This is a genomic window from Prosthecobacter sp. (assembly GCF_044373815.1).
In the GTDB taxonomy this organism is placed as follows: domain Bacteria; phylum Verrucomicrobiota; class Verrucomicrobiia; order Verrucomicrobiales; family Verrucomicrobiaceae; genus Prosthecobacter.
The window spans coordinates 1-17,302 of sequence record NZ_JBIPNG010000091.1 but is presented as its reverse complement, the minus strand read 5'-3'; the positions used below and the strand labels follow the sequence as shown (position 1 = coordinate 17,302).

General features: G+C 58.6%; 16 protein-coding genes and 1 tRNA gene. 7 read left to right on the top strand and 10 right to left on the bottom strand.

The window, feature by feature from the left end; all coding sequences use genetic code 11:
* Together ACIREA_RS10180 and ACIREA_RS10175 are read left to right on the top strand one after the other, a co-directional pair.
* The coding region (locus tag ACIREA_RS10180; RefSeq protein ID WP_397382163.1) for a SulP family inorganic anion transporter at nt 1-1,352 on the top strand (1,352 nt) is incomplete at its 5' end.
* Nucleotides 1,353-1,369: 17 nt separating this feature from the next.
* Nucleotides 1,370-2,470, top strand: coding sequence for a site-2 protease family protein (locus tag ACIREA_RS10175; protein ID WP_397382162.1), 1,101 nt, complete (start codon nt 1,370-1,372; stop codon nt 2,468-2,470).
* Here the strand turns inward: ACIREA_RS10175 and ACIREA_RS10170 are convergent.
* Genes ACIREA_RS10170 through ACIREA_RS10145 form a run of 6 tightly spaced genes read right to left on the bottom strand, consistent with a single transcriptional unit; the run spans nt 2,467 to nt 7,970 of the window.
* On the bottom strand, nt 2,467-3,525 hold the full coding sequence (locus ACIREA_RS10170; RefSeq protein WP_397382161.1) for an HD domain-containing protein: 1,059 nt from the start codon (nt 3,523-3,525) through the stop codon (nt 2,467-2,469). The genes ACIREA_RS10175 and ACIREA_RS10170 overlap by 4 nt on opposite strands.
* Before the next feature lie 8 nt (nt 3,526-3,533).
* Nucleotides 3,534-3,839 carry a PLD nuclease N-terminal domain-containing protein gene (locus tag ACIREA_RS10165; protein ID WP_397382160.1) on the bottom strand — a complete coding sequence of 102 codons (306 nt, stop codon included), beginning with the start codon at nt 3,837-3,839 and terminating at the stop codon, nt 3,534-3,536.
* Between the two features lie 52 nt (nt 3,840-3,891).
* The gene (locus ACIREA_RS10160; protein ID WP_397382159.1) at nt 3,892-5,310 is read right to left on the bottom strand and encodes a TonB-dependent receptor; all 1,419 of its coding nucleotides are present in this window, start codon (nt 5,308-5,310) and stop codon (nt 3,892-3,894) included.
* Complete coding sequence (locus tag ACIREA_RS10155) at nt 5,307-6,287, bottom strand: SAM-dependent methyltransferase (RefSeq protein ID WP_397382158.1); 981 nt, start codon at nt 6,285-6,287, stop codon at nt 5,307-5,309. Before ACIREA_RS10155 ends, ACIREA_RS10160 begins: the two co-directional genes overlap by 4 nt.
* Nucleotides 6,265-7,515: a valine--pyruvate transaminase gene (locus tag ACIREA_RS10150; RefSeq protein ID WP_397382157.1), complete on the bottom strand. Its 1,251-nt coding sequence runs from the start codon at nt 7,513-7,515 to the stop codon at nt 6,265-6,267. Before ACIREA_RS10150 ends, ACIREA_RS10155 begins: the two co-directional genes overlap by 23 nt.
* The gene (locus ACIREA_RS10145; protein ID WP_397382156.1) at nt 7,515-7,970 is read right to left on the bottom strand and encodes a DUF2452 domain-containing protein; all 456 of its coding nucleotides are present in this window, start codon (nt 7,968-7,970) and stop codon (nt 7,515-7,517) included. The genes ACIREA_RS10150 and ACIREA_RS10145 overlap by 1 nt, the downstream gene beginning before the upstream one ends.
* A gap of 74 nt (nt 7,971-8,044) precedes the next feature.
* On the opposite strand from ACIREA_RS10145, the gene ACIREA_RS10140 reads away from it, so the two are divergent.
* Nucleotides 8,045-8,596 carry a hypothetical protein gene (locus ACIREA_RS10140; RefSeq protein WP_397382155.1) on the top strand — a complete coding sequence of 184 codons (552 nt, stop codon included), beginning with the start codon at nt 8,045-8,047 and terminating at the stop codon, nt 8,594-8,596.
* Nucleotides 8,597-8,738: 142 nt separating this feature from the next.
* Here the strand turns inward: ACIREA_RS10140 and ppdK are convergent, their stop codons facing one another.
* Nucleotides 8,739-11,714, bottom strand: coding sequence for a pyruvate, phosphate dikinase (gene ppdK / locus ACIREA_RS10135; RefSeq protein ID WP_397382154.1), 2,976 nt, complete (start codon nt 11,712-11,714; stop codon nt 8,739-8,741).
* 313 nt (nt 11,715-12,027) lie between these two features.
* Between ppdK and ACIREA_RS10130 the strand changes: the two genes are divergently transcribed.
* On the top strand, nt 12,028-12,690 hold the full coding sequence (locus ACIREA_RS10130) for a type II secretion system protein (RefSeq protein WP_397382153.1): 663 nt from the start codon (nt 12,028-12,030) through the stop codon (nt 12,688-12,690).
* 65 nt (nt 12,691-12,755) lie between these two features.
* On the opposite strand, the gene ACIREA_RS10125 is transcribed toward ACIREA_RS10130, so the two are convergent.
* Both ACIREA_RS10125 and nuoD read right to left on the bottom strand, forming a co-directional pair.
* A complete protein-coding gene (locus tag ACIREA_RS10125; RefSeq protein ID WP_397382152.1) occupies nt 12,756-13,256 on the bottom strand; it encodes an NAD(P)H-dependent oxidoreductase subunit E in 501 nt (166 codons plus the stop codon).
* 37 nt (nt 13,257-13,293) lie between these two features.
* Nucleotides 13,294-14,553: an NADH dehydrogenase (quinone) subunit D gene (nuoD, locus tag ACIREA_RS10120; RefSeq protein ID WP_397382151.1), complete on the bottom strand. Its 1,260-nt coding sequence runs from the start codon at nt 14,551-14,553 to the stop codon at nt 13,294-13,296.
* Between the two features lie 207 nt (nt 14,554-14,760).
* Between nuoD and ACIREA_RS10115 the strand changes: the two genes are divergently transcribed.
* The gene (locus ACIREA_RS10115) at nt 14,761-15,498 is read left to right on the top strand and encodes a hypothetical protein (protein ID WP_397382150.1); all 738 of its coding nucleotides are present in this window, start codon (nt 14,761-14,763) and stop codon (nt 15,496-15,498) included.
* A gap of 7 nt (nt 15,499-15,505) precedes the next feature.
* On the opposite strand, the gene ACIREA_RS10110 is transcribed toward ACIREA_RS10115, so the two are convergent.
* Complete coding sequence (locus ACIREA_RS10110) at nt 15,506-15,805, bottom strand: hypothetical protein (protein ID WP_397382149.1); 300 nt, start codon at nt 15,803-15,805, stop codon at nt 15,506-15,508.
* A 34-nt stretch (nt 15,806-15,839) separates the two neighbouring features.
* Between ACIREA_RS10110 and ACIREA_RS10105 the strand changes: the two genes are divergently transcribed.
* Both ACIREA_RS10105 and ACIREA_RS10100 read left to right on the top strand, forming a co-directional pair.
* Complete coding sequence (locus tag ACIREA_RS10105; protein WP_397382148.1) at nt 15,840-16,778, top strand: type II CAAX prenyl endopeptidase Rce1 family protein; 939 nt, start codon at nt 15,840-15,842, stop codon at nt 16,776-16,778.
* 52 nt (nt 16,779-16,830) lie between these two features.
* A tRNA-Leu gene (locus ACIREA_RS10100) sits at nt 16,831-16,912 on the top strand.
* The last annotated feature ends 390 nt before the right edge of the window (nt 16,913-17,302 follow it).

The window sequence follows — 17,302 nt, the reverse complement described above, 5'->3', positions numbered from 1 at the left end:
CTTTGCAGATGTTTGCGCATCAGCTCCCGGTGGTGCTGGGCCAGCAGATCTCCGAGCCTTCCGGGAAACCGGTGGCGCGAACGCTGGTCTCCGATGTGCATGATGTGCTGGGCAATCTCGGGGGCATCCACTGGCCGAGTGCGCTGATCTGCGCTCTGGCCATTGGCTGCTACTATGGTCTCAAACGTTTCGGCAAACGCTTTCCGGCGCTGACGCTGACGCTCATCCTGATGTCTCTCATCGCCATGATGATGAACAAAGCAGGGCTGCAGGTGGCAACCTATTCAGACCTCTCCTTCACCTGGCGCACGCTGCTGCCGCCCTTCCCGGACTTCACCAGCGGCAATGCCTCGGCGCAGTTCAGCCAGCTTTTTGGGCTGGCGCTTTCGCTCGCGTTTGTGGCGATGATGGAAAACTCCGCGATGGCGCGCACGCTGGCCAGCCGCTCAGGACACAATGTGGATGCCAATCAGGACATGCTCAGCCTGGGCGCGGCAAATCTGGCCTGCGCCTACCTCAGCGGCATGCCTGCCTCCCATTCACTGACGCGTTCGCTGGCGGCGTATGAGAGCGGGGCGGTGTCGCCTGTGTCTGCCATTGTGAGTGGCGTGGTGTGTTTGGTGGCGGCACTGACGATCGGCCCGCTGGTGGCGTTCATCCCCAAGGCTGCGCTGGGGGCGATGGTGATCTGCGTGGCCGTGGCGCTCATCAACAAGCGGCAGATCCAGATTTCCCTGCGAGCCACGGGGGCGGATGCAGTGGTGTTTATCACCACCTTCGTGGCCACGCTGCTGGTGCCGCTGCATGTAGCGATCTTCACCGGTGTGGGCATTTCGATCATTCTTTACCTGCACAAGGCCAGCCAGCCCTCGCTGGTGGAGTACGTTTTCAATGAGGAAGGCAATCTGGCTGAAGCGCACCAGGGCGGACGCCAGCATCCGGCCATCTCCATTGTGCATGTGGAGGGCGATTTGTTTTTTGCATCGGCCGACCTGTTCCGAACGCAGATCCAGGGCTCTTGCACCGACCCGAATCTGCGGATTGTCATCCTGCGGCTGAAGAATGCACGCCACCTTGATGCCACCTGTGCCATGGCCATCGAAGAACTGGTGCGCACGCTGCGCGCCGACGGGCGCGACCTGATCGTCAGCGGTGTGTCGAAAGATCTGTACCGCGTGCTGAAGGGTGCGGGCATGGTGGAGGTGATCGGGAAGGAAAATCTCTTCCCGGCCAGCCCGTCCAATCCCAATCTTTCCACCCGCAATGCTTTGCGCCGTGCGCAGGAGATTCTGGGCATCAAGGACGCTGATGTGCGTATCTACTACGATCCCTCGAAATCCCCCAAGCCCTAGTTTTGACTACCCCCTCTATGAAATGGTCCTTTCGCCTCTTCACCTTTGCCGGCACGGAGGTTCGTGTTCATGTCACCTTCCTGCTGCTGCTGCTGTTTGTCGCCAGCCAGAGTTTTCTGAGCGGCCAGGGGCTTCCTGCAGCACTGGAGTCGACCCTGTTCATCACCGCCATGTTTACGTGCGTGGTGCTGCATGAATTTGGCCACGTCATGGCGGCGCGGGGCTACGGCATCCGCACGCCGGACATCACGCTGCTGCCCATCGGCGGCGTGGCACGACTGGAGCGCATGCCGCGCAAACCTTCGCAGGAGCTGGTGGTGGCCATCAGCGGACCGCTGGTCAATGTGATCATCGCGGCGGCTATTTGGCTGGGACTTGGCATCAACGCGGCGTTCCATCCCGGCTACGATTTTCTGCAATCAGGCCACTTCTTCCAGAAGCTCATGATGTGGAATATCTTCATGGTCGTCTTCAACCTGATCCCTGCCTTTCCCATGGACGGCGGCCGGGTGCTGCGCGCCTTGTTTGCCATGTTCATGGAGTACGGTGTTGCAACACGACGGGCGGCTTCGATCGGGCAAGGCATTGCGATGATGGTGGCCATCTACATGCTGCTGAACCACACGTTTCAGCCCATGCTGCTGCTCATCTGCTTCTTCATCTTCATGGCCGCAGGCCAGGAGGCAGCCATGGTAACCCAGCAGGAGGCTACGCGGAATCTGCGCGTGCGTGATGCCATGCTCACGGATTTCCGCAGCCTGCCACCGGAGGCCACGCTTCGCGATGGTGTCGAACTGCTACTCGCGGGCGCACAGCAGGACTTTCCCGTGCTAGACGCCCATGGCGGCATCCAAGGCATGCTGACGCGACACGATCTGATCTCGGCTCTCGCGGAAAAGGGTCCCGGTCAGCCTGTGGTGGATGTGATGCGCCCCTGCCCTGAATCGACTCAGGCAACCATTGACCTCACCCTGGCGCTTGAAACTTTGAGCTCCAGCAATTGCCCGGCCCTGCCAGTCCTTGATCCCATCAGCGGTGAACTCATCGGCCTGCTCACCACGGAAAACGTGGGTGAGACGCTCATGGTGCGTGCGGCGCTGATGAAACTGCGGGCCTAGTCTACGCTCTCCGCCGGCGGCAGATGCACGGCGGGCAGCGGTGCGACGATGTTCACCGGCCATGGGGAAAATTTTTCGAAGATGCCGGGGGCGAGTTCTTTGCTGCTAGCATAGCCGCGACGAAACATTTCGAGCTTGGCGTCGATGTTATCGACGTGATGCAGAGCCACGGCCTCAGGCGTCTTTGGCAGAACGGGGGAGCCGAATTCAAGGCTGCCGTGATGTGCCGCGATGAGGTGCAGCAGATGGAGGCGCACGATTTCAGAAGCAGGCTCCAAGGCGGTCCATTCCGCCGCTGCAGGATCTTCCAACAGATCACGCCACAGCTTGTTCACCAGTTCCAGGCCCAGCGGGATGTGCCCGAGCATTTCGGCGGTGAGATTGTAGGGCATGGTGAAGCCGGACTCTGCATAGACATTCTCCCAGAGTTTGCCGCAGTCGTGAAACAAGACGCCCGCGATCATGAGGTCGCGGTTCAACTGCGGATACAATCCTGCAAGTGCCACGGCACAGCGCATCATCTGCGCCACATGCTCCACCAGACCGCCACGGCGGGCATGATGGTTTTTGCGCGCGGCACCGGTGCGGCGAAAGCGCTCGCCGTGACGTTCAAGAAACACACGGCAGAGCTTTGCGAGACGTGGGTCACGCATGGATTCGACGAAGGCGACGATGTCGGCGTAATCGACCGCCTGGCGTGCTGAGAGATCCGGATCTCCGAGGAGCAGCGTGCTGGCTTCGTCTTCAGCAAGCAAGCGCATCTGCACCTGCCGTGGTTCGAGACCGTATTTGCCTTCCACCCACTGTCCTGCGAGCTGGATGAAAGCATTGCGCCCCAGTTTGGCCGCGTCTTGGAAGAGCGGATTGTTGTCAAAGACTCGCCAGATGAACGAATCCGCAGCATCGACGAGCTTCACCTCGAAGAACGGGCTGCCAGAACTGGTGGCTTTTTCGATGCGTGATTCGACCTGCAAATGCAGCCGGTAAGGCTGCGGTGTTGGATTCGCGACCTGCCGCAGCTGGGTGATCGTGATGAGGTCGAGGTCGTCAGGCATTTGGTCGCTCATGGGGCGGAGTCTTTGGTGTGGCCGGGATTGTTTTGCCAGGGAGTGCCGGTGGTGTCTGAAAGCGGGGGGCGGCTTTTGGATGCGTGAATGGCTGGAAGTTTGTCGTCTTCGCTGATGAGGAAAAACAACAGAATGCCGATGACTGGCGCGAAAGTGATGACCAGGAACCAGAGGATGCGCTCGTGGGTCCCAAAGCGTCTGCGGTTAAGCAGGTAGGCGAGAGTCGCGCAGTAAATCAGAGCGTAAATGACCCAGGCCGCGAACCAAAGCGGCCCTGTGCTGGTGAATTTGATGTCCGGCATGATGCCGCGAATTCAAGCGGCTGCGTCCAGAAAAGCAATAGTTATACCGAGGCTATATCACCGGCTGCCCGATCTCGCGCCACGGCCCCTGCTTAAGAACGATGTCCGGCACGAGGGACTGCCAGTTGCCATCCCGCGCGTGGATCATGTTGCGCACCTCGGCGCTGGTGTGAAAGAGGAAGTCCTGGTTGGGCTCCTCCAGCGCCCGCACGCTCTGGGTTTCGATCAGGTAGCGGAGCAGATGTTTTTGCTCGGGAGTGACGCGAACGTCGTTCACTCCGAGGATCTGGCCGTTCATTGGGTTGCCCATGGGATAGACATAGACACGGACCTGGTTTTTGAAGAGCCGACCAAAGGATTCGAGCAGGCCGCCTTCGAGATCGGTGCACCAGCGTTCGTTGAACAGCTCCTGGAACAAGGGCAGACCAAGCACGATGCCAATGGGGCACTGCGTATGACGCGCAAGGTAGCTGCTGACACGGTGGAACTCCGGATACGTCGAGATGAGCACGTTTTTGCCAAGTGCCTGGAGGACATCTGCACGCGCGAGGAATTCGGTGTCCGGCACCTCGGCACCACTAGCGAGGAGATTGTGCATGGTGATTTCGAGAATCTCGATGTTGTCGCGGGCGGCATCGCCGAAATCTGCCTGAAACGCGGCCTGACCACGCTCGATCATGTCGAGATTGAGCTTGGTGATGGGATCAAAGCTGCCGCGCTTGAGGAAGACCGGCTTTTTGTAGAGCACATCGGAAGCCTGCCAGATTTCTCCATCGGCACCGAACAGTGCGGCGTCAGCTAGACCAAGGCGGACGAGTTTCAATGCCACTAGACGGTCCTGGAACTCCGATGCGGCAAAGGCAGGGCCGGTGAAGTCGATCATGTCGATTTCCACACGCTTGCGGCTGAGATCGTCGAGCAGGCTTTGGAGAAAAGTGGAGAGGTCATCCCGCAAATGGAAGGCAGCGTAGATGAAATTGACGCCCAGTTTGCCGAGTGCATCCGACTGCCTTGCATTGGAGTCGTCCAGGAGACGCACATGCATCTGGATTTCGCTGCTCGGGCCGCCGGGGTCGGTCTGAAAGCGCATGCCGATCCAGCCATGGCATTCTTCCTTGGTGTCGCGGTAGGAACGGGCGCGCACGGTGTCCGCCAGCGTGAAGAAGGTGGTGGTGGCGCCCCGTTTGGCATTCAGCCGCTGAATGAGCATGGGATACTCATGCTCCAGCATGTCGCACATGCGCTGACGCGAGACGTAGCGGGAGCATTTGCCGTAGATCTCGTCACTGATGGTCATGTCATAGGCCGACATGGTCTTGGCCACGGTGCCAGATGCGCCGCCGGCGCGGAAGAACCAATTGGCGATCTCCTGACCGGCGCCGATTTCAGCAAAGGTGCCGTAGATGGTTTGCGCGAGATTGATCTTGAGCGCTTTTTCAAGCGTGCCGGGGCGGTCGTTAACAGAATTCATGTGGGGTGATTTGATGATGCGCATGCCTGACGGCGATGCACGAAGCATTTGAAGGCAGTTCCGGCTCCATCGGTGTCGATGAGCGCGGCTGGTGCAGCGTGTGAATGCAGAAATTCGGCCAGGGTCTGGCGCGAAGCCTCTGTGAGGCCCAGTTCAAGCAGCCAGGCGGCGTAGTCGGTGAAATTGATGTCGGCTGTGATGTCCTGGCGGCCAGGATTGGCATAGATGTCGGCTCCGGTGAGTCTTTGATGCAGAAGATAAGCACGCAGCGTGCCGTGTGGCCGACGATGGTAGAGCCGGGGGAATTCGTCGCCGTAGTCGATGGTGAGCATGGCGCCGCCTTTCCAATGCGGTGTCCATTGGTGCAGCCAGTCGCGAATGCTGGTGTGAAGCTCACAGCGCTGGCGGTCTGCGAAGGTGGTGTACCGGAGCGCGCTATAGTGGGTGGCGTCGAGAGCATGCGGGTGCAACTGCTCCGGCACCCAGACTTCGAGCCAGCGCTGCTCGGCGGCGCTCCATTGCACGAGGGTGGCGGGGAAGGCGTCGAGGAGTTCGTTGTGGTAGATGAGCGCGTGGCCTTGCGCAGCAGCGAGTGCGGCTTCGAGATCTTGATGCCATGTCACCTTGGCACCCAGCTTCTTTTGCTGCTCCTGCCGCAGCACCGGGGAGGTCTCGACGATGTGAAACGTGAAACGACGGCGGGCCCACCAGCCGAGCGTCTTGTGCACGGCATGCATGAGTGACCCATCACCTGCGCCGACCTCAATGATATGACGCACCTGCGGCTGAAAGCGGGATTCGGCTTTGAGCCAGGCTGCGACGGCGTGACCCAACGCTGGCGATAGAGTGGCAGAAGTGGAGAAGTCGCCGCGTGCGCCGACGGTCTTGATGTGGCGGGTGTAGTAGCCGCGTTCGGGATCGAACAGGGCACGCGCCATGAAGGCGGAGAAGGGCTCAGAAACTGCGGATGATTTCATCAGCGATGATTTCCAAGCCTTCGCGCACGATGTGCTCCGGCTGCGAGTAGGTGAGACGCAGGCATTCGTGTGGATGACGCCACTCCTTCTCCAGGCCGAAGGCGAAGTAATGCCCGGGTATGACGAGGACTTTGCGCTCTTTAAGCCGGCGATACAGTTCTGCCGCAGGGATGGGCAGGCCATTGACCCAAAGCCAGAGGAAGAAGGCCCCCTCCTGAGCATGCAGGGCCCACGGGACGCGATCTCCCAGCGCTGATGCGAGCACGGATTTGGCGAAGTCGGAGCGTTCGCGGTAGAAGGGGCGAATGACCGAGGGGCCGAGTTTGACGAGAGTGTCGTCTTTGAGCAGCGGCATGAGGAGCGCCTGTCCTAGATTGCCATTCGCCAGCGAGACGATGGCGTTCATGTTCGAGAGCGCCTTCACGATGTGAGGATCGGCAACGATCATGGCCGTGCGCACTCCGGGCAGGCCGACTTTGCTCATGCTGATGCTGAAGATCATGCCAGGCTGCCACTGGGGCTGGAAGCCGTTGTGAATGACGCCGGGAAAAGGATGACCGTAGGCGTTGTCGATGATGAGCGGGATGCCGTGCGCATCCGCCAGTGCGTGAAGGCTTTCGAACTCGTTTTGCGTGAGCACGTTGCCGGTGGGGTTCGTGGGGCACGAGACACACATCGCGGCGATGTCTGGCGTGATGCGCAGCTGATCGAAATCGACGTGGTATTTGATCTCGTGCGGGGCGGTTTCGACAATGCGGGGGAGACAGGCGGTGAACTGGCCGGGGCAGAGCGCCTGATTGGCGTAGCCGATGTATTCAGGCAGCAGCGGGAAGAGGATGCGCTTCCTGGCAGTGCCGGTCTGACCGGCGAGAAGATTGAAGAGCAGGAAGAACGCGGACTGCGAACTGGGCATGACCGCGATGTTTTCGTGGGTCACATTCCAGCCGCATTCACGTTTGAGAAAGGCGGCGAAGGCTTCACGGAAGAGCGGATTGCCACCTGGAGGATCGTAGTTGAGCAAGGTGCGGTCGATGCTGCCGTCATCGAGCATGGCGTGCATGCGAGTGCGCCAGAGCTGCTGCACCTCAGGAATGGCCGCAGGCTGGCCGCCGCCGAGCATGCGCATGTCCGGATGGGTGGTGAGCGCGGCTCCGCAGTCATCCATGAGTTCCTGGATGCCGCTGGGGCCCGCAAGGCGCTGGCCGATGTCTGAGAAGGTGGGTTGCATCAAGAGCCGACCGAGGTCTGCACCCAGTCGCGAATACTGAAATCTGGCGCAGCTTTTTCAATCTGCCAGCGGCCATCCGCATTCAGTCTGACACTGCCGAGCCAGCGCTGATGCCACTCTTCGGGAGAAATCATGCTGAGCTGATGCCTGCCCGAGACTTCGTAGAGGTGATAAACCTCGCCACAGACGGGTTCAAAACCGAAGCTGCTTTCATAGATGAGCTTGTTCCAGTTGAACGCGTCGATGACCTCCATGTAGCGCTCCTGGATTTCCACCATCTCCTGCTGGAGCACGCGCTCGACCCGGGAAACCCCGCGGGATTTGAAGTTGGTAAGATCCTGCGGGATGATTTTGGCAGCCAGGCGCGAAACTGGATACGGCAGGTAATTGCCGCGGGGTTCAGGGGCTTGTAGAGCAGCGTCGATGGGGTCCAAAACAGGGGCGATTTCTTTCATAAAATGGGCTGCGGGAGTGCGGTATGCAACGGCGCTTTGATTTGAAATGCCGCTGCGGGGGCTTAGAATGAGCCATGAATAACGTCTCGAAACTCCTCCAGGCCGCAGTGCTCTCTGGTCTTCTGGCTTCATGCGCCAGCAGAACGATGGACAGCATTCCCACATTGGCAGACCTGAATGCCTATGAAAAAGTGGTCCGCGCCAGATATCAGGTCATGTACGATGAACTTGAGAAAAAGCGGGCCAGCGGTGCACTGAGCAAAGCTGACTATGCGGAAGAAAAGCACCGGCTGGATTCCAAGGTCGCTGAGAATGTCAACAATGCGGCGTGGAACAAACACTATCTCGCCGAGTCAGAGCGCAAATCTGATGGTGTGCCCACTCCCGATAATCCGGTGGCTTTGGGCGCTGCGTCCTCAGTGGGCGGGGGATTTTACATGCCCTCCTATCAAAATTACGGCGCGGTGACAGGCATGGGAGGTTCGGCTGGCATGGGCAGCATGCGAGCTGCCAGTGAGCAGCTCAGCCAATCCAAAAGCATCCGCAATGATGCCATGTCAGCCGGGGGCACCTATCTTTCTGCGCCGCCTCCCGGCTCCGTTTACGACCAAGACGTGAAGCGTTAAAAACAGACGCGCGTTCATTTCTGGACCGAGATCGCGACAGAGTCCATCGCATTCAAAGATAAAGCCCTGCGAGGAGTGATCCCCACAGGGCTTTTGGCGGCGGATTGCTCCGCCACATTGACCTCCCTAGGAGGTCAATGCGTTACTTCTTTTTCGCAGCCTTCTTAGCGGCCTTCTTTGCGACTTTGACAGCTTTGACAGCTTTGACAGCTTTGACGGCTTTCTTTGCGGGCGCCTTTTTGGCGGCTTTCTTTGCAGCTTTCTTAGCCATGGTGTTTATCCTCGTTTTGTTGTTGGTTGCGTTGTTGCTTTGTTTTGCCACGGGTGCGCTTTTGGCGCCTCCACGGACACTTTTTCCTGCGGCGGCCGAAGCGGCGGCGCGCTTTTCTTCGATCGCTGCCTGCGCTGCGGCAAGGCGTGCGACTGGGACCCGGAAAGGACTGCAACTCACATACGTGAGGCCTGCACGATGGCAGAATTTGACGCTCTCAGGATCGCCGCCGTGTTCACCGCAGATGCCCAGCTTGATGTCGGGCTTGGTCTTGCGGCCTTTTTCGATGGCGATATTGATGAGCTGGCCAACACCGGTTTGATCCAGCGTAGCAAAGGGGTTCTTCTTGAAGATTTCGTTCTCCGTGTAAGGCATCAGGAAGCTGCCCATGTCATCACGGCTGATGCCAAGTGCAGTCTGCGTGAGGTCATTGGTGCCGAAGCTGAAGAACTGTGCGGTCTCGGCGATTTCATCAGCCGTGAGAGCTCCACGCGGCACCTCAATCATGGTGCCGACAAGATAGTCGAGCTTAATTTTTTTCTCAGCCATCACTTCTTTTGCTACCTTATGCACGATTTCCACCTGCAGGTCGAGTTCTTTCTTGAAGCCAACGAGCGGAATCATCACCTCAGGTTTCACCTTGATCTTCAGCTTTGCCACATCTGCGGCGGCTTCAAAGATGGCGCGAGCCTGCATCTCGGTGATCTCTGGATAAGCGATGCCAAGACGGCAGCCGCGATGTCCGAGCATCGGGTTGAACTCATGCAGAGCAGCGACACGTGCGGTAACCTTTTCAACCGACACGCCCATTTTCTTGGCGAGCTCAGCCTGAGCTTTTTCTTCATGCGGCACGAATTCGTGAAGCGGAGGATCAAGCAGACGGATGGTGGCTGGAAGTCCTTTGAGAGCCTTGAAGATGCCCGTGAAGTCATCACGCTGATATGGCAGCAGCTTGGCGAGCGCTTTTTTGCGGTCAGCCACGTTGTCAGCCAGAATCATTTCACGCACGGCGTCAATGCGGTCACCTTCAAAGAACATGTGTTCTGTGCGGGTGAGGCCGATGCCCTGGGCACCGAAAGCAATGGCGTTCTGCGTCTGCTCCGGATTGTCGGCGTTGGTGCGAACCTGCATGCGCGTGGACTTGGAGCACCAGATCATGAGCTGCTGGAAGCTCTTGAATTTTTCGGTGCTCTGTGCGGCCTTGTCACCACTGATCATGCCGGTGATGATTTCGGAAGGAGCGGTCTTCAGCTCGCCACCGTAAACGATGCCGCTGGTGCCATCAATGGAGAGGAAATCCCCTTCGTTGAAGGTCAGTCCTGCCACAGAAACGGTTTTCTTGTCGTAGTCTATTTCCAGAGCGGCGGCGCCGCAGATGCAAACCTTGCCCATCTGACGGGCGACGAGAGCGGCGTGGGATGAAACACCGCCACGTGCGGTGAGAATGCCTTCTGCAGCGATCATGCCGCGAAGATCTTCCGGGCTGGTTTCATTGCGGACGAGCAGCACCTTCTCGCCTTTTGCTTCGGCGATGACGGCGCGGTCGGCGTTGAGGTAGATCTTGCCAGATGCAGCACCAGGGCCGGCTGGAAGACCGGAGGCGATGGCCTTGGCCCGCTTCACGTCAGCAACGTCAAAGATCGGAGCGAGGAGCTGCTCGAGCTGATCGGCAGGATTGCGCAGAACGGCGGTTTCCCAGTCGATGAGCTTTTCCTTCACCATGTCGATGGAGAATTTCAGAGCGGCGGCGGCGGTGCGCTTGCCATTGCGGGTCTGCAGCATGAACAGCTTGCCTTCCTGAATGGTGAACTCGATGTCCTGCACGTCCTTGAAATGCTTTTCAAGCTTCTGGCGAACCACCAGCAGTTCTGCGTAGGACTTCGGCATTTCCTTCTTGAGCTGGATCACCGGCTCAGGAGTGCGCACGCCGGCGACGACGTCTTCGCCCTGGGCATTGATGAGGAACTCACCGTAGAATTCGTTGGTGCCGTTCGCAGGATTACGGGTGAAGGCCACGCCGGATCCAGAGGTCGGACCGGTGTTGCCGAAGACCATGGCCTGGACGTTCACGGCAGTGCCCCACTCGGCAGGGATGTTGTACTTGCGGCGATAAACGATGGCGCGGTCATTCATCCAGCTGCCGAAGACGGCACCGGCGGCACCACGCAGCTGGTCCCATGGATCGGAAGGGAACACCTTGCCGGTGCGCTCTTTGACGAGAGCCTTGAAACGCTTCACCAGTTCCTTCTGGTCATCGGCGGTCAGATCGCTGTCGATGATGTCCTTGCCGTAGGTTTCGTGTTTGAACTTTTCGATGGCCATTTCAAACGGCTCATGGTCTTCACCTTCGAGCTTCTGCACGCCGAGAACGACGTCACCATACATCTGAACGAAACGGCGGTAGCAGTCCCAGGCGAAGCGTTCGTTGTTCGTGGCGGCAACCAGGGAGAGAACGGTTTGATCGTTCAGGCCAAGGTTGAGGATCGTGTCCATCATGCCGGGCATGGAGTCACGCGCACCGGAACGCACGGCAACGAGAAGCGGGAAACCTTTGGCGTCACCGAACTTGTAGCCCATGATTTTTTCCATGCCTTTGACGGCAGCTTCCATCTGCGACTGCAAAGAGGCAGGGTAGGTTCTCTTGTTTTCGTAGAAGTACGTGCAGACTTCTGTGCTGATGGTGAACCCGGGAGGAACGGGAAGGCCGATGCGGCTCATCTCTGCGAGATTGGCGCCCTTGCCGCCCAACAATGCTTTCATGGAACCATCACCGTCTGATTTTCCTGGTCCGAAAAAGTAAACGTACTTCTTTTTGTCTGCGCTGCCCTTGGATGCTGTCTTTGCCATATGAGATATTTCGAATCGTCTGATGCGATTCGTGGTTGTGTGTGTGTTCAGTGGGGTTTGAAGCGCGGATTTAAATCGTTGCAGTATATGATGCAAGCATTAGTTGACAATCAAAGCTCCCGGTGAAGGCAGCTCATCAAGGGTCACAAGGGTCGTGGTTCACCTTGCCAGCACCCGTCGAAGTTGGCGCTTGTTCATGACAAGTATTGACGTGGCAACGCAAAAACGATTAAATACTTCTACGGAACGACGACTGTTTTTTCGAACTCCTTTCGTTCCTGGTACACGCCCAACACAAACCCAACCGAAGATCATGAAACTCAAACCTCGTTCCAACTTTTCCACACGACCGGGCTTTACGCTCATCGAGCTGCTGGTGGTGATCACCATCATCGGCGTCCTTGCGGGTCTGGTCATCTCACAGGCCAACAAGCTGATGGCGGATGGGAGAAAGCTTCAGGTGCAGGTGGTCCTCAAAGATTTGCGTAGTGCCATCACGAGCTATCAGGTCGATTACAACCGCTGGCCGGTGAATCCCAGCCTGCTCAGCGGGGCATCCTCCGGCATGGACATTCAGGCTTTGATGACAGATGAGAACAGCGGCATCGTTGGTGCGCTCACAACGATGACATCAGCCTCACCCTCAGGTGGCGGCGGCGGAACTGTCAACCTGAACCCCAAAGGCATCAAATTCATCGACCTACCGATTGCCAGGAATGGCAAGTTTGGCCTGGTCAACGCCCAGCCCCCTTACAAGCTGGTCGATCTCTGGGGCACCGTTTATTACGTACTGCTTGATACCAATGGTGATCTGCAGGTGGCCAATCCAGATTTGACCAACTCGGATCCCAAGATCTCTGCGAACGCCATCAGCCCTCCGCCGCAGAAGCTTCCTCTGGAAGTCGCCATTTACAGCTGGGGACAGGACTTGAAGGCACAGACTCCGGACGACGTTGTGTCCTGGCGGAGCAAGTGAGCAGCCTGACAACCGTCACACCTAGAGGCGCAGCGGCAAAACCGCTGCGCTTTTTTATGCCTGGATCAGGCGCGCTTCGCGAGCAGTTCACCTGCTTTGGCGGGATCGACTTTCTCATAGAAGTCGTCCTCGATCATGCAGACCGGGCCAAAACCGCAGCTTGCCAGACACTCGGCAAATTCAATGCTGTACTTGCCGTCGGCGCTGACCGCGATGGGATGATGGTGATCCGTATGTGAGCGGTCGATGTTGCCGGCTTTGCAAAGCGCATCCATCAGCTCGAAGCTCCCCGCCATGGCGCATGAGAGCGTGCGGCACACACGAATGTGGTACTTGCCGGGAGCGGTTTGACGGAAGCCCGGATAAAAAGTGACGACTTCGAGCACCTGAATCGGCTCAAGAGAGAGCTTGGCGGCCACCCAGTTCACGGCCTCTTCACTGATGAAGCGGAAATGCTCCTGCACGAGATGCAGCAGGGGGAGGACGGCGCTGCGTTTGGAAACAGGATAGTGCGAGATCGCCTCGTCCATGCGTTTTTCCAATTCGGCTGGAACTTCAAAGGCCATGCGGGGGGAGTGTCTCGGATGAAATGGTTAGGATGAATCAGCGGTCACATTCGCCCATGACGAAGTCCAGGCTGCCAAGCACTGCAGGAATGTCGCTGAGCATGTGACCCGGGATCAGCTTGGAGATGATGCTGAGATTGAGGAAGGAGGGGGCGCGGATTTTCAAGCGGTGCGGAACGCCGCCGCCAGTGCTGTTGATATAAAAGCCGAGCTCTCCCTTGGGATTTTCTGCGGCAAAATAAACTTCTCCTGCAGGAGCATCAATGCCCTGGGTGGAGATGATGAAGTGGTGGATGAGCTCCTCCATTTTCATCAGCACTTTTTCCTTCTTTGGCAGCAGCCCCTTGGCGTCTGCCACATTGATGGGGCCTTCGGGCAAGGTGGCGAACACCTGCCGGAGGATGCGCACGCTCTGGCGCATCTCTTCCATGCGCACCAGATAACGATCATAGCAGTCACCCTTGGTGCCGACAGGCACGTCGAACTCGTACTTGTCGTAATCGAGGTAAGGATGCGCCTTGCGGAGGTCATGCTCGACACCCGAACCGCGCAGATTCGGGCCGGTGAGCCCGTAACCGATGGCGTCTTCTTTGGAGATCACTCCGATGTCCTGCGTGCGGTCGATGAAGATACGATTGCGCGAGAGCAGCTTGTCGATCTCATCGATGACGGGCTCCAACTGATCGAGGAAGGTTTTCACGGCACCGACAAAGCCATTGGGCAGATCGCGGATCTGACCACCCACGCGGGTATAGCTGGTGGTGAAGCGCGCGCCGGTGAGCTGCTCGCACAGATTGTAGATCTTTTCGCGCTCGGTGAAGGTGTAAAGGAACACGGTCATGGCACCGACATCCATGGCAAACACCCCGACTCCGAGCATGTGGGCGGAAATGCGGGCGAGCTCACAGCAGATCACGCGGATCGCGCGGCCACGCTCAGGCACTTCCCAGCCCATGAGCTTTTCCACAGCGAGGGCATAGGCCACGTTGTTCGCCAGCGGTGCCAGGTAGTCCAGCCGGTCCGTGTAAGGCACGAACTGGTTGTAGTGCATGTTCTCGGCGATTTTTTCGTCGCCACGGTGCAGGAACCCGACATCGGGATCGCACTTGGTGATGATTTCGCCGTCGAGTTCCAGAATCAGCCGCAACACACCGTGGGTGGCCGGATGGCTGGGCCCCATGTTGAGCACCAGTTTCTCTCCGACGATATCCGTCGTGGCTTCTTCCACAGCTTCGAGCTGCCGGGCCGCTTTGGCGGCGGTATCCGGGGCCTCGTATTCTCGGGTGACAGTGGGCATGAAAAGCAGGGGGCTGGTAGCGTGCGTGAGGGGTATCTATCTACGCTGCCCAAAGAGCGGCAAGGCGATTTTGTGAAAAATTTCACAAGCTCGATCAAAACCGCCTCAAAAAGCCCTCTCCAAACTCTGTATTCTTGGGCGACAGCGGCGGCGCTGCCACGCCGGAAGTTGCCCTCAGGCCCGGTCTGGGACAAACTGAGGCCGGACATGCGATACACCCCACGCCCCAAGCGATACCTGCTTTTCCCAGCTTTTGCCGGGGTGTGGCTGGCCGTGGCAGGATGGAGCATGGCTCAGACAGAGCCACCTGTAGACGGCATTCGCGATGAGACCCGGGCACTCAGCACAGAAAGCCACCGGGTGCTCGCCGAGGAGCTCAAACAGTTTTCCCAGAATTTGAAATGCGATGCGTGGTTCCAGGCCACCAGTTTCATGCCTGCGGGGCTCACCGTCCGCAGACAGGCCCAGATCACGAGACGTGAGTGGAGCGGGACGCGGCCTGCCGTGCTGATGGCCTACGACCGTGCCAGCAACAGCAACGCGATGTCCTTCTCCCCGGATTTTTGGGAACGTTACCCGGCGGCCGAACTCGTCGAGATCATGCAGGAGACACGCCGCATCCAGGCCGACACCAAGCTCATACTTGAAGAAAGGCTCATCCAGGCCACGCGCTACTGGATGGACCGGCTGCGCAGCATGGAGAGCGTGCGGCTGAAACAGTCGCTCTGGCTGCAACGGGGTGAAAAACCGTTCGCGCTGGCAGTTCCAATCTTTTTGGCCGGTGGGGGAGTCATCCTGGCCTTGCTAGGGATTGTCTCACGGCGGCGCAGTGCACGCGCAGGCCGTCGTTTTCTTTTCCCCGAGGTGCAGGTGGGCATGCGTTTTGGCGCGGCCTACGGTGGAGGAGTGACGTCTGAGATCAAAACGAATGCCGGGGCCCAATGACGGGGCGTCAATCGTCGTCTTCAGTCTGCGGCTCGTCTCCCTCGATCTTGATCCCCATGTCCTCCAGCTTCTTGTCCAGATCGACGACGTACTTCCAAGGCAGCTTTTTGCGCTGATACTTGCGGAAGAGCAGGTCGCGCAGCTCCAGCCAGCGCTCCGGTGGTGGATTTTCCAGCGGCATCCATGTCTCGCCATCGGGATGGGCATAGCGAAACAGCCATTCGCGCGAGTTCCAGTACGCGCGGATGTATTGTTTGCGACCGTCTTCGAGACGTTCATGCCATTCGTGGATTTGGTTTTTGGTCATTTGAGAGCACGCAGGATGCGCTAGTATCGCTTCCATGCAAGCCGCCAGCCCCGGCAGTTCCCCTGCCCTGCCAAAACTTCTGCTCTATCTTTTCGCCGTCATGATCGGCGGGGCGCTGCTGTCTGCGCCGCTGTTTCACCTCGGCAAAGCAGCCCATGGCTGGCTTTCCACTTCGCCCCTGCATGACGCCGGGCTGGTAAAGTGGCTGCTCTCAGAAATCGAGCGGGCGCAGTTTACGCGCTACTTCAACCGCGCCGTGCTCGTCTGCGCCCTGGTCTTCATCTGGCCCTTCATGCGCTGGGTGCGGCTGGAGAGCACGCTGCTGCCCGCCTGGCGTCCGTTCAATACGGGGCTCAAACAATGGGCCGTCGGCTTTGTCCTGGCCTCGGGTTTGCTCCTCGCGCTCGGGTTCATTTTTCTCAAGATCGGCGCCTATCAACTGCGCCCCGACCCGCGCTGGTGGAAACTGGGGGAACCCATCACCGCCGCACTCGGTGCCGGCATCGTGGAGGAGTTTTTCTTCCGTGGTCTGCTGCTGGGCCTGCTGCTGCGGACCATGACGGAGACGAAAGCCCTGCTTTCACTCACTTTTGTCTTCGCTTTGGTGCATTTCCTCAAACCCCCGGAAGGCTGGCAGATCAGCGATGCGGCCGTCACCTGGAGCAGTGGCTTCCTCGTTCTGAAAGAAATCGCCGCCGGCTTTGGCGATGTGCACTTCCTCCTTGCTGAATTTGCCACACTCTTCGCCGTCGGCTGGGTGCTGGCCAAAGCGCGCATGCAAACAGGAGCGCTGTGGGCCGGCATCGGCCTGCATGGCGGCTGGGTCTTTGGCCTGAAATACTTCAGCGCGCTCACCACCTACACTGGGGACTGGCTGCCCTGGATCGGTGCCAATTTGAAGGTGGGACTCATGCCGCTGTTCACCGTTCTGCTCACAGGCTGGATCGCCAGCCGCCTGCTGCGCACGAGATAATTCATTTGCAGCATGGGTGTCCACACGGAATCATGCCCGCATGCAACTCCATGCCGGAGTGGCGGAATTGGTAGACGCGCCAGACTTAGGATCTGGTTGGGAAACTAGTGCAGGTTCGAGTCCTGTCTCCGGCACTTGCGAAGGAGAAATGACGAATTTTAGGTGGGACGACGAAACGCCGAAAAAATGTACCTTGGCCACTTCTTGGCCACTTTTGCGGAGCAACATCCCCGGCCAGTTTCTTGTCTGGACACCCATGCAGACACCTCCACCCCTGGCCTGCCCGCAAGGTGAACTGCAATTTGTTCCTCTTTCGCTTTATAAGAACTTGAGAGGTCGGGCTTTATCCCCGGCCACTTTCATCCACCCACATGCCCCGGCGAACCCATTACTCGCCCTGCATCAACCGGGTCATCGTCTGCGCGTTGTATCATGAAGGCCGGCGGCTACGCCGTCCCATGACGCGACTGGTCAACGATCTGCTCACCTCATCCCTGCAACACACGCAGGGATGGAGCATCGCT

Excerpts from the sequence above, each read along its gene's own strand:
- ACIREA_RS10165 (WP_397382160.1), bottom strand. The coding sequence starts at position 3,839 with ATGCCGGACATCAAATTCACCAGCACAGGGCCGCTTTGGTTCGCGGCC.
- ACIREA_RS10130 (WP_397382153.1), top strand. The coding sequence starts at position 12,028 with ATGAAACTCAAACCTCGTTCCAACTTTTCCACACGACCGGGCTTTACG.
- ACIREA_RS10115 (WP_397382150.1), top strand. The coding sequence starts at position 14,761 with ATGCGATACACCCCACGCCCCAAGCGATACCTGCTTTTCCCAGCTTTT.
- ppdK (WP_397382154.1), bottom strand. The coding sequence starts at position 11,714 with ATGGCAAAGACAGCATCCAAGGGCAGCGCAGACAAAAAGAAGTACGTT.
- ACIREA_RS10155 (WP_397382158.1), bottom strand. The coding sequence starts at position 6,287 with ATGAAATCATCCGCAGTTTCTGAGCCCTTCTCCGCCTTCATGGCGCGT.
- ACIREA_RS10150 (WP_397382157.1), bottom strand. The coding sequence starts at position 7,515 with ATGCAACCCACCTTCTCAGACATCGGCCAGCGCCTTGCGGGCCCCAGC.
- nuoD (WP_397382151.1), bottom strand. The coding sequence starts at position 14,553 with ATGCCCACTGTCACCCGAGAATACGAGGCCCCGGATACCGCCGCCAAA.
- ACIREA_RS10170 (WP_397382161.1), bottom strand. The coding sequence starts at position 3,525 with ATGCCTGACGACCTCGACCTCATCACGATCACCCAGCTGCGGCAGGTC.
- ACIREA_RS10125 (WP_397382152.1), bottom strand. The coding sequence starts at position 13,256 with ATGGCCTTTGAAGTTCCAGCCGAATTGGAAAAACGCATGGACGAGGCG.
- ACIREA_RS10175 (WP_397382162.1), top strand. The coding sequence starts at position 1,370 with ATGAAATGGTCCTTTCGCCTCTTCACCTTTGCCGGCACGGAGGTTCGT.
- ACIREA_RS10105 (WP_397382148.1), top strand. The coding sequence starts at position 15,840 with ATGCAAGCCGCCAGCCCCGGCAGTTCCCCTGCCCTGCCAAAACTTCTG.
- ACIREA_RS10145 (WP_397382156.1), bottom strand. The coding sequence starts at position 7,970 with ATGAAAGAAATCGCCCCTGTTTTGGACCCCATCGACGCTGCTCTACAA.
- ACIREA_RS10140 (WP_397382155.1), top strand. The coding sequence starts at position 8,045 with ATGAATAACGTCTCGAAACTCCTCCAGGCCGCAGTGCTCTCTGGTCTT.
- ACIREA_RS10110 (WP_397382149.1), bottom strand. The coding sequence starts at position 15,805 with ATGACCAAAAACCAAATCCACGAATGGCATGAACGTCTCGAAGACGGT.
- ACIREA_RS10160 (WP_397382159.1), bottom strand. The coding sequence starts at position 5,310 with ATGAATTCTGTTAACGACCGCCCCGGCACGCTTGAAAAAGCGCTCAAG.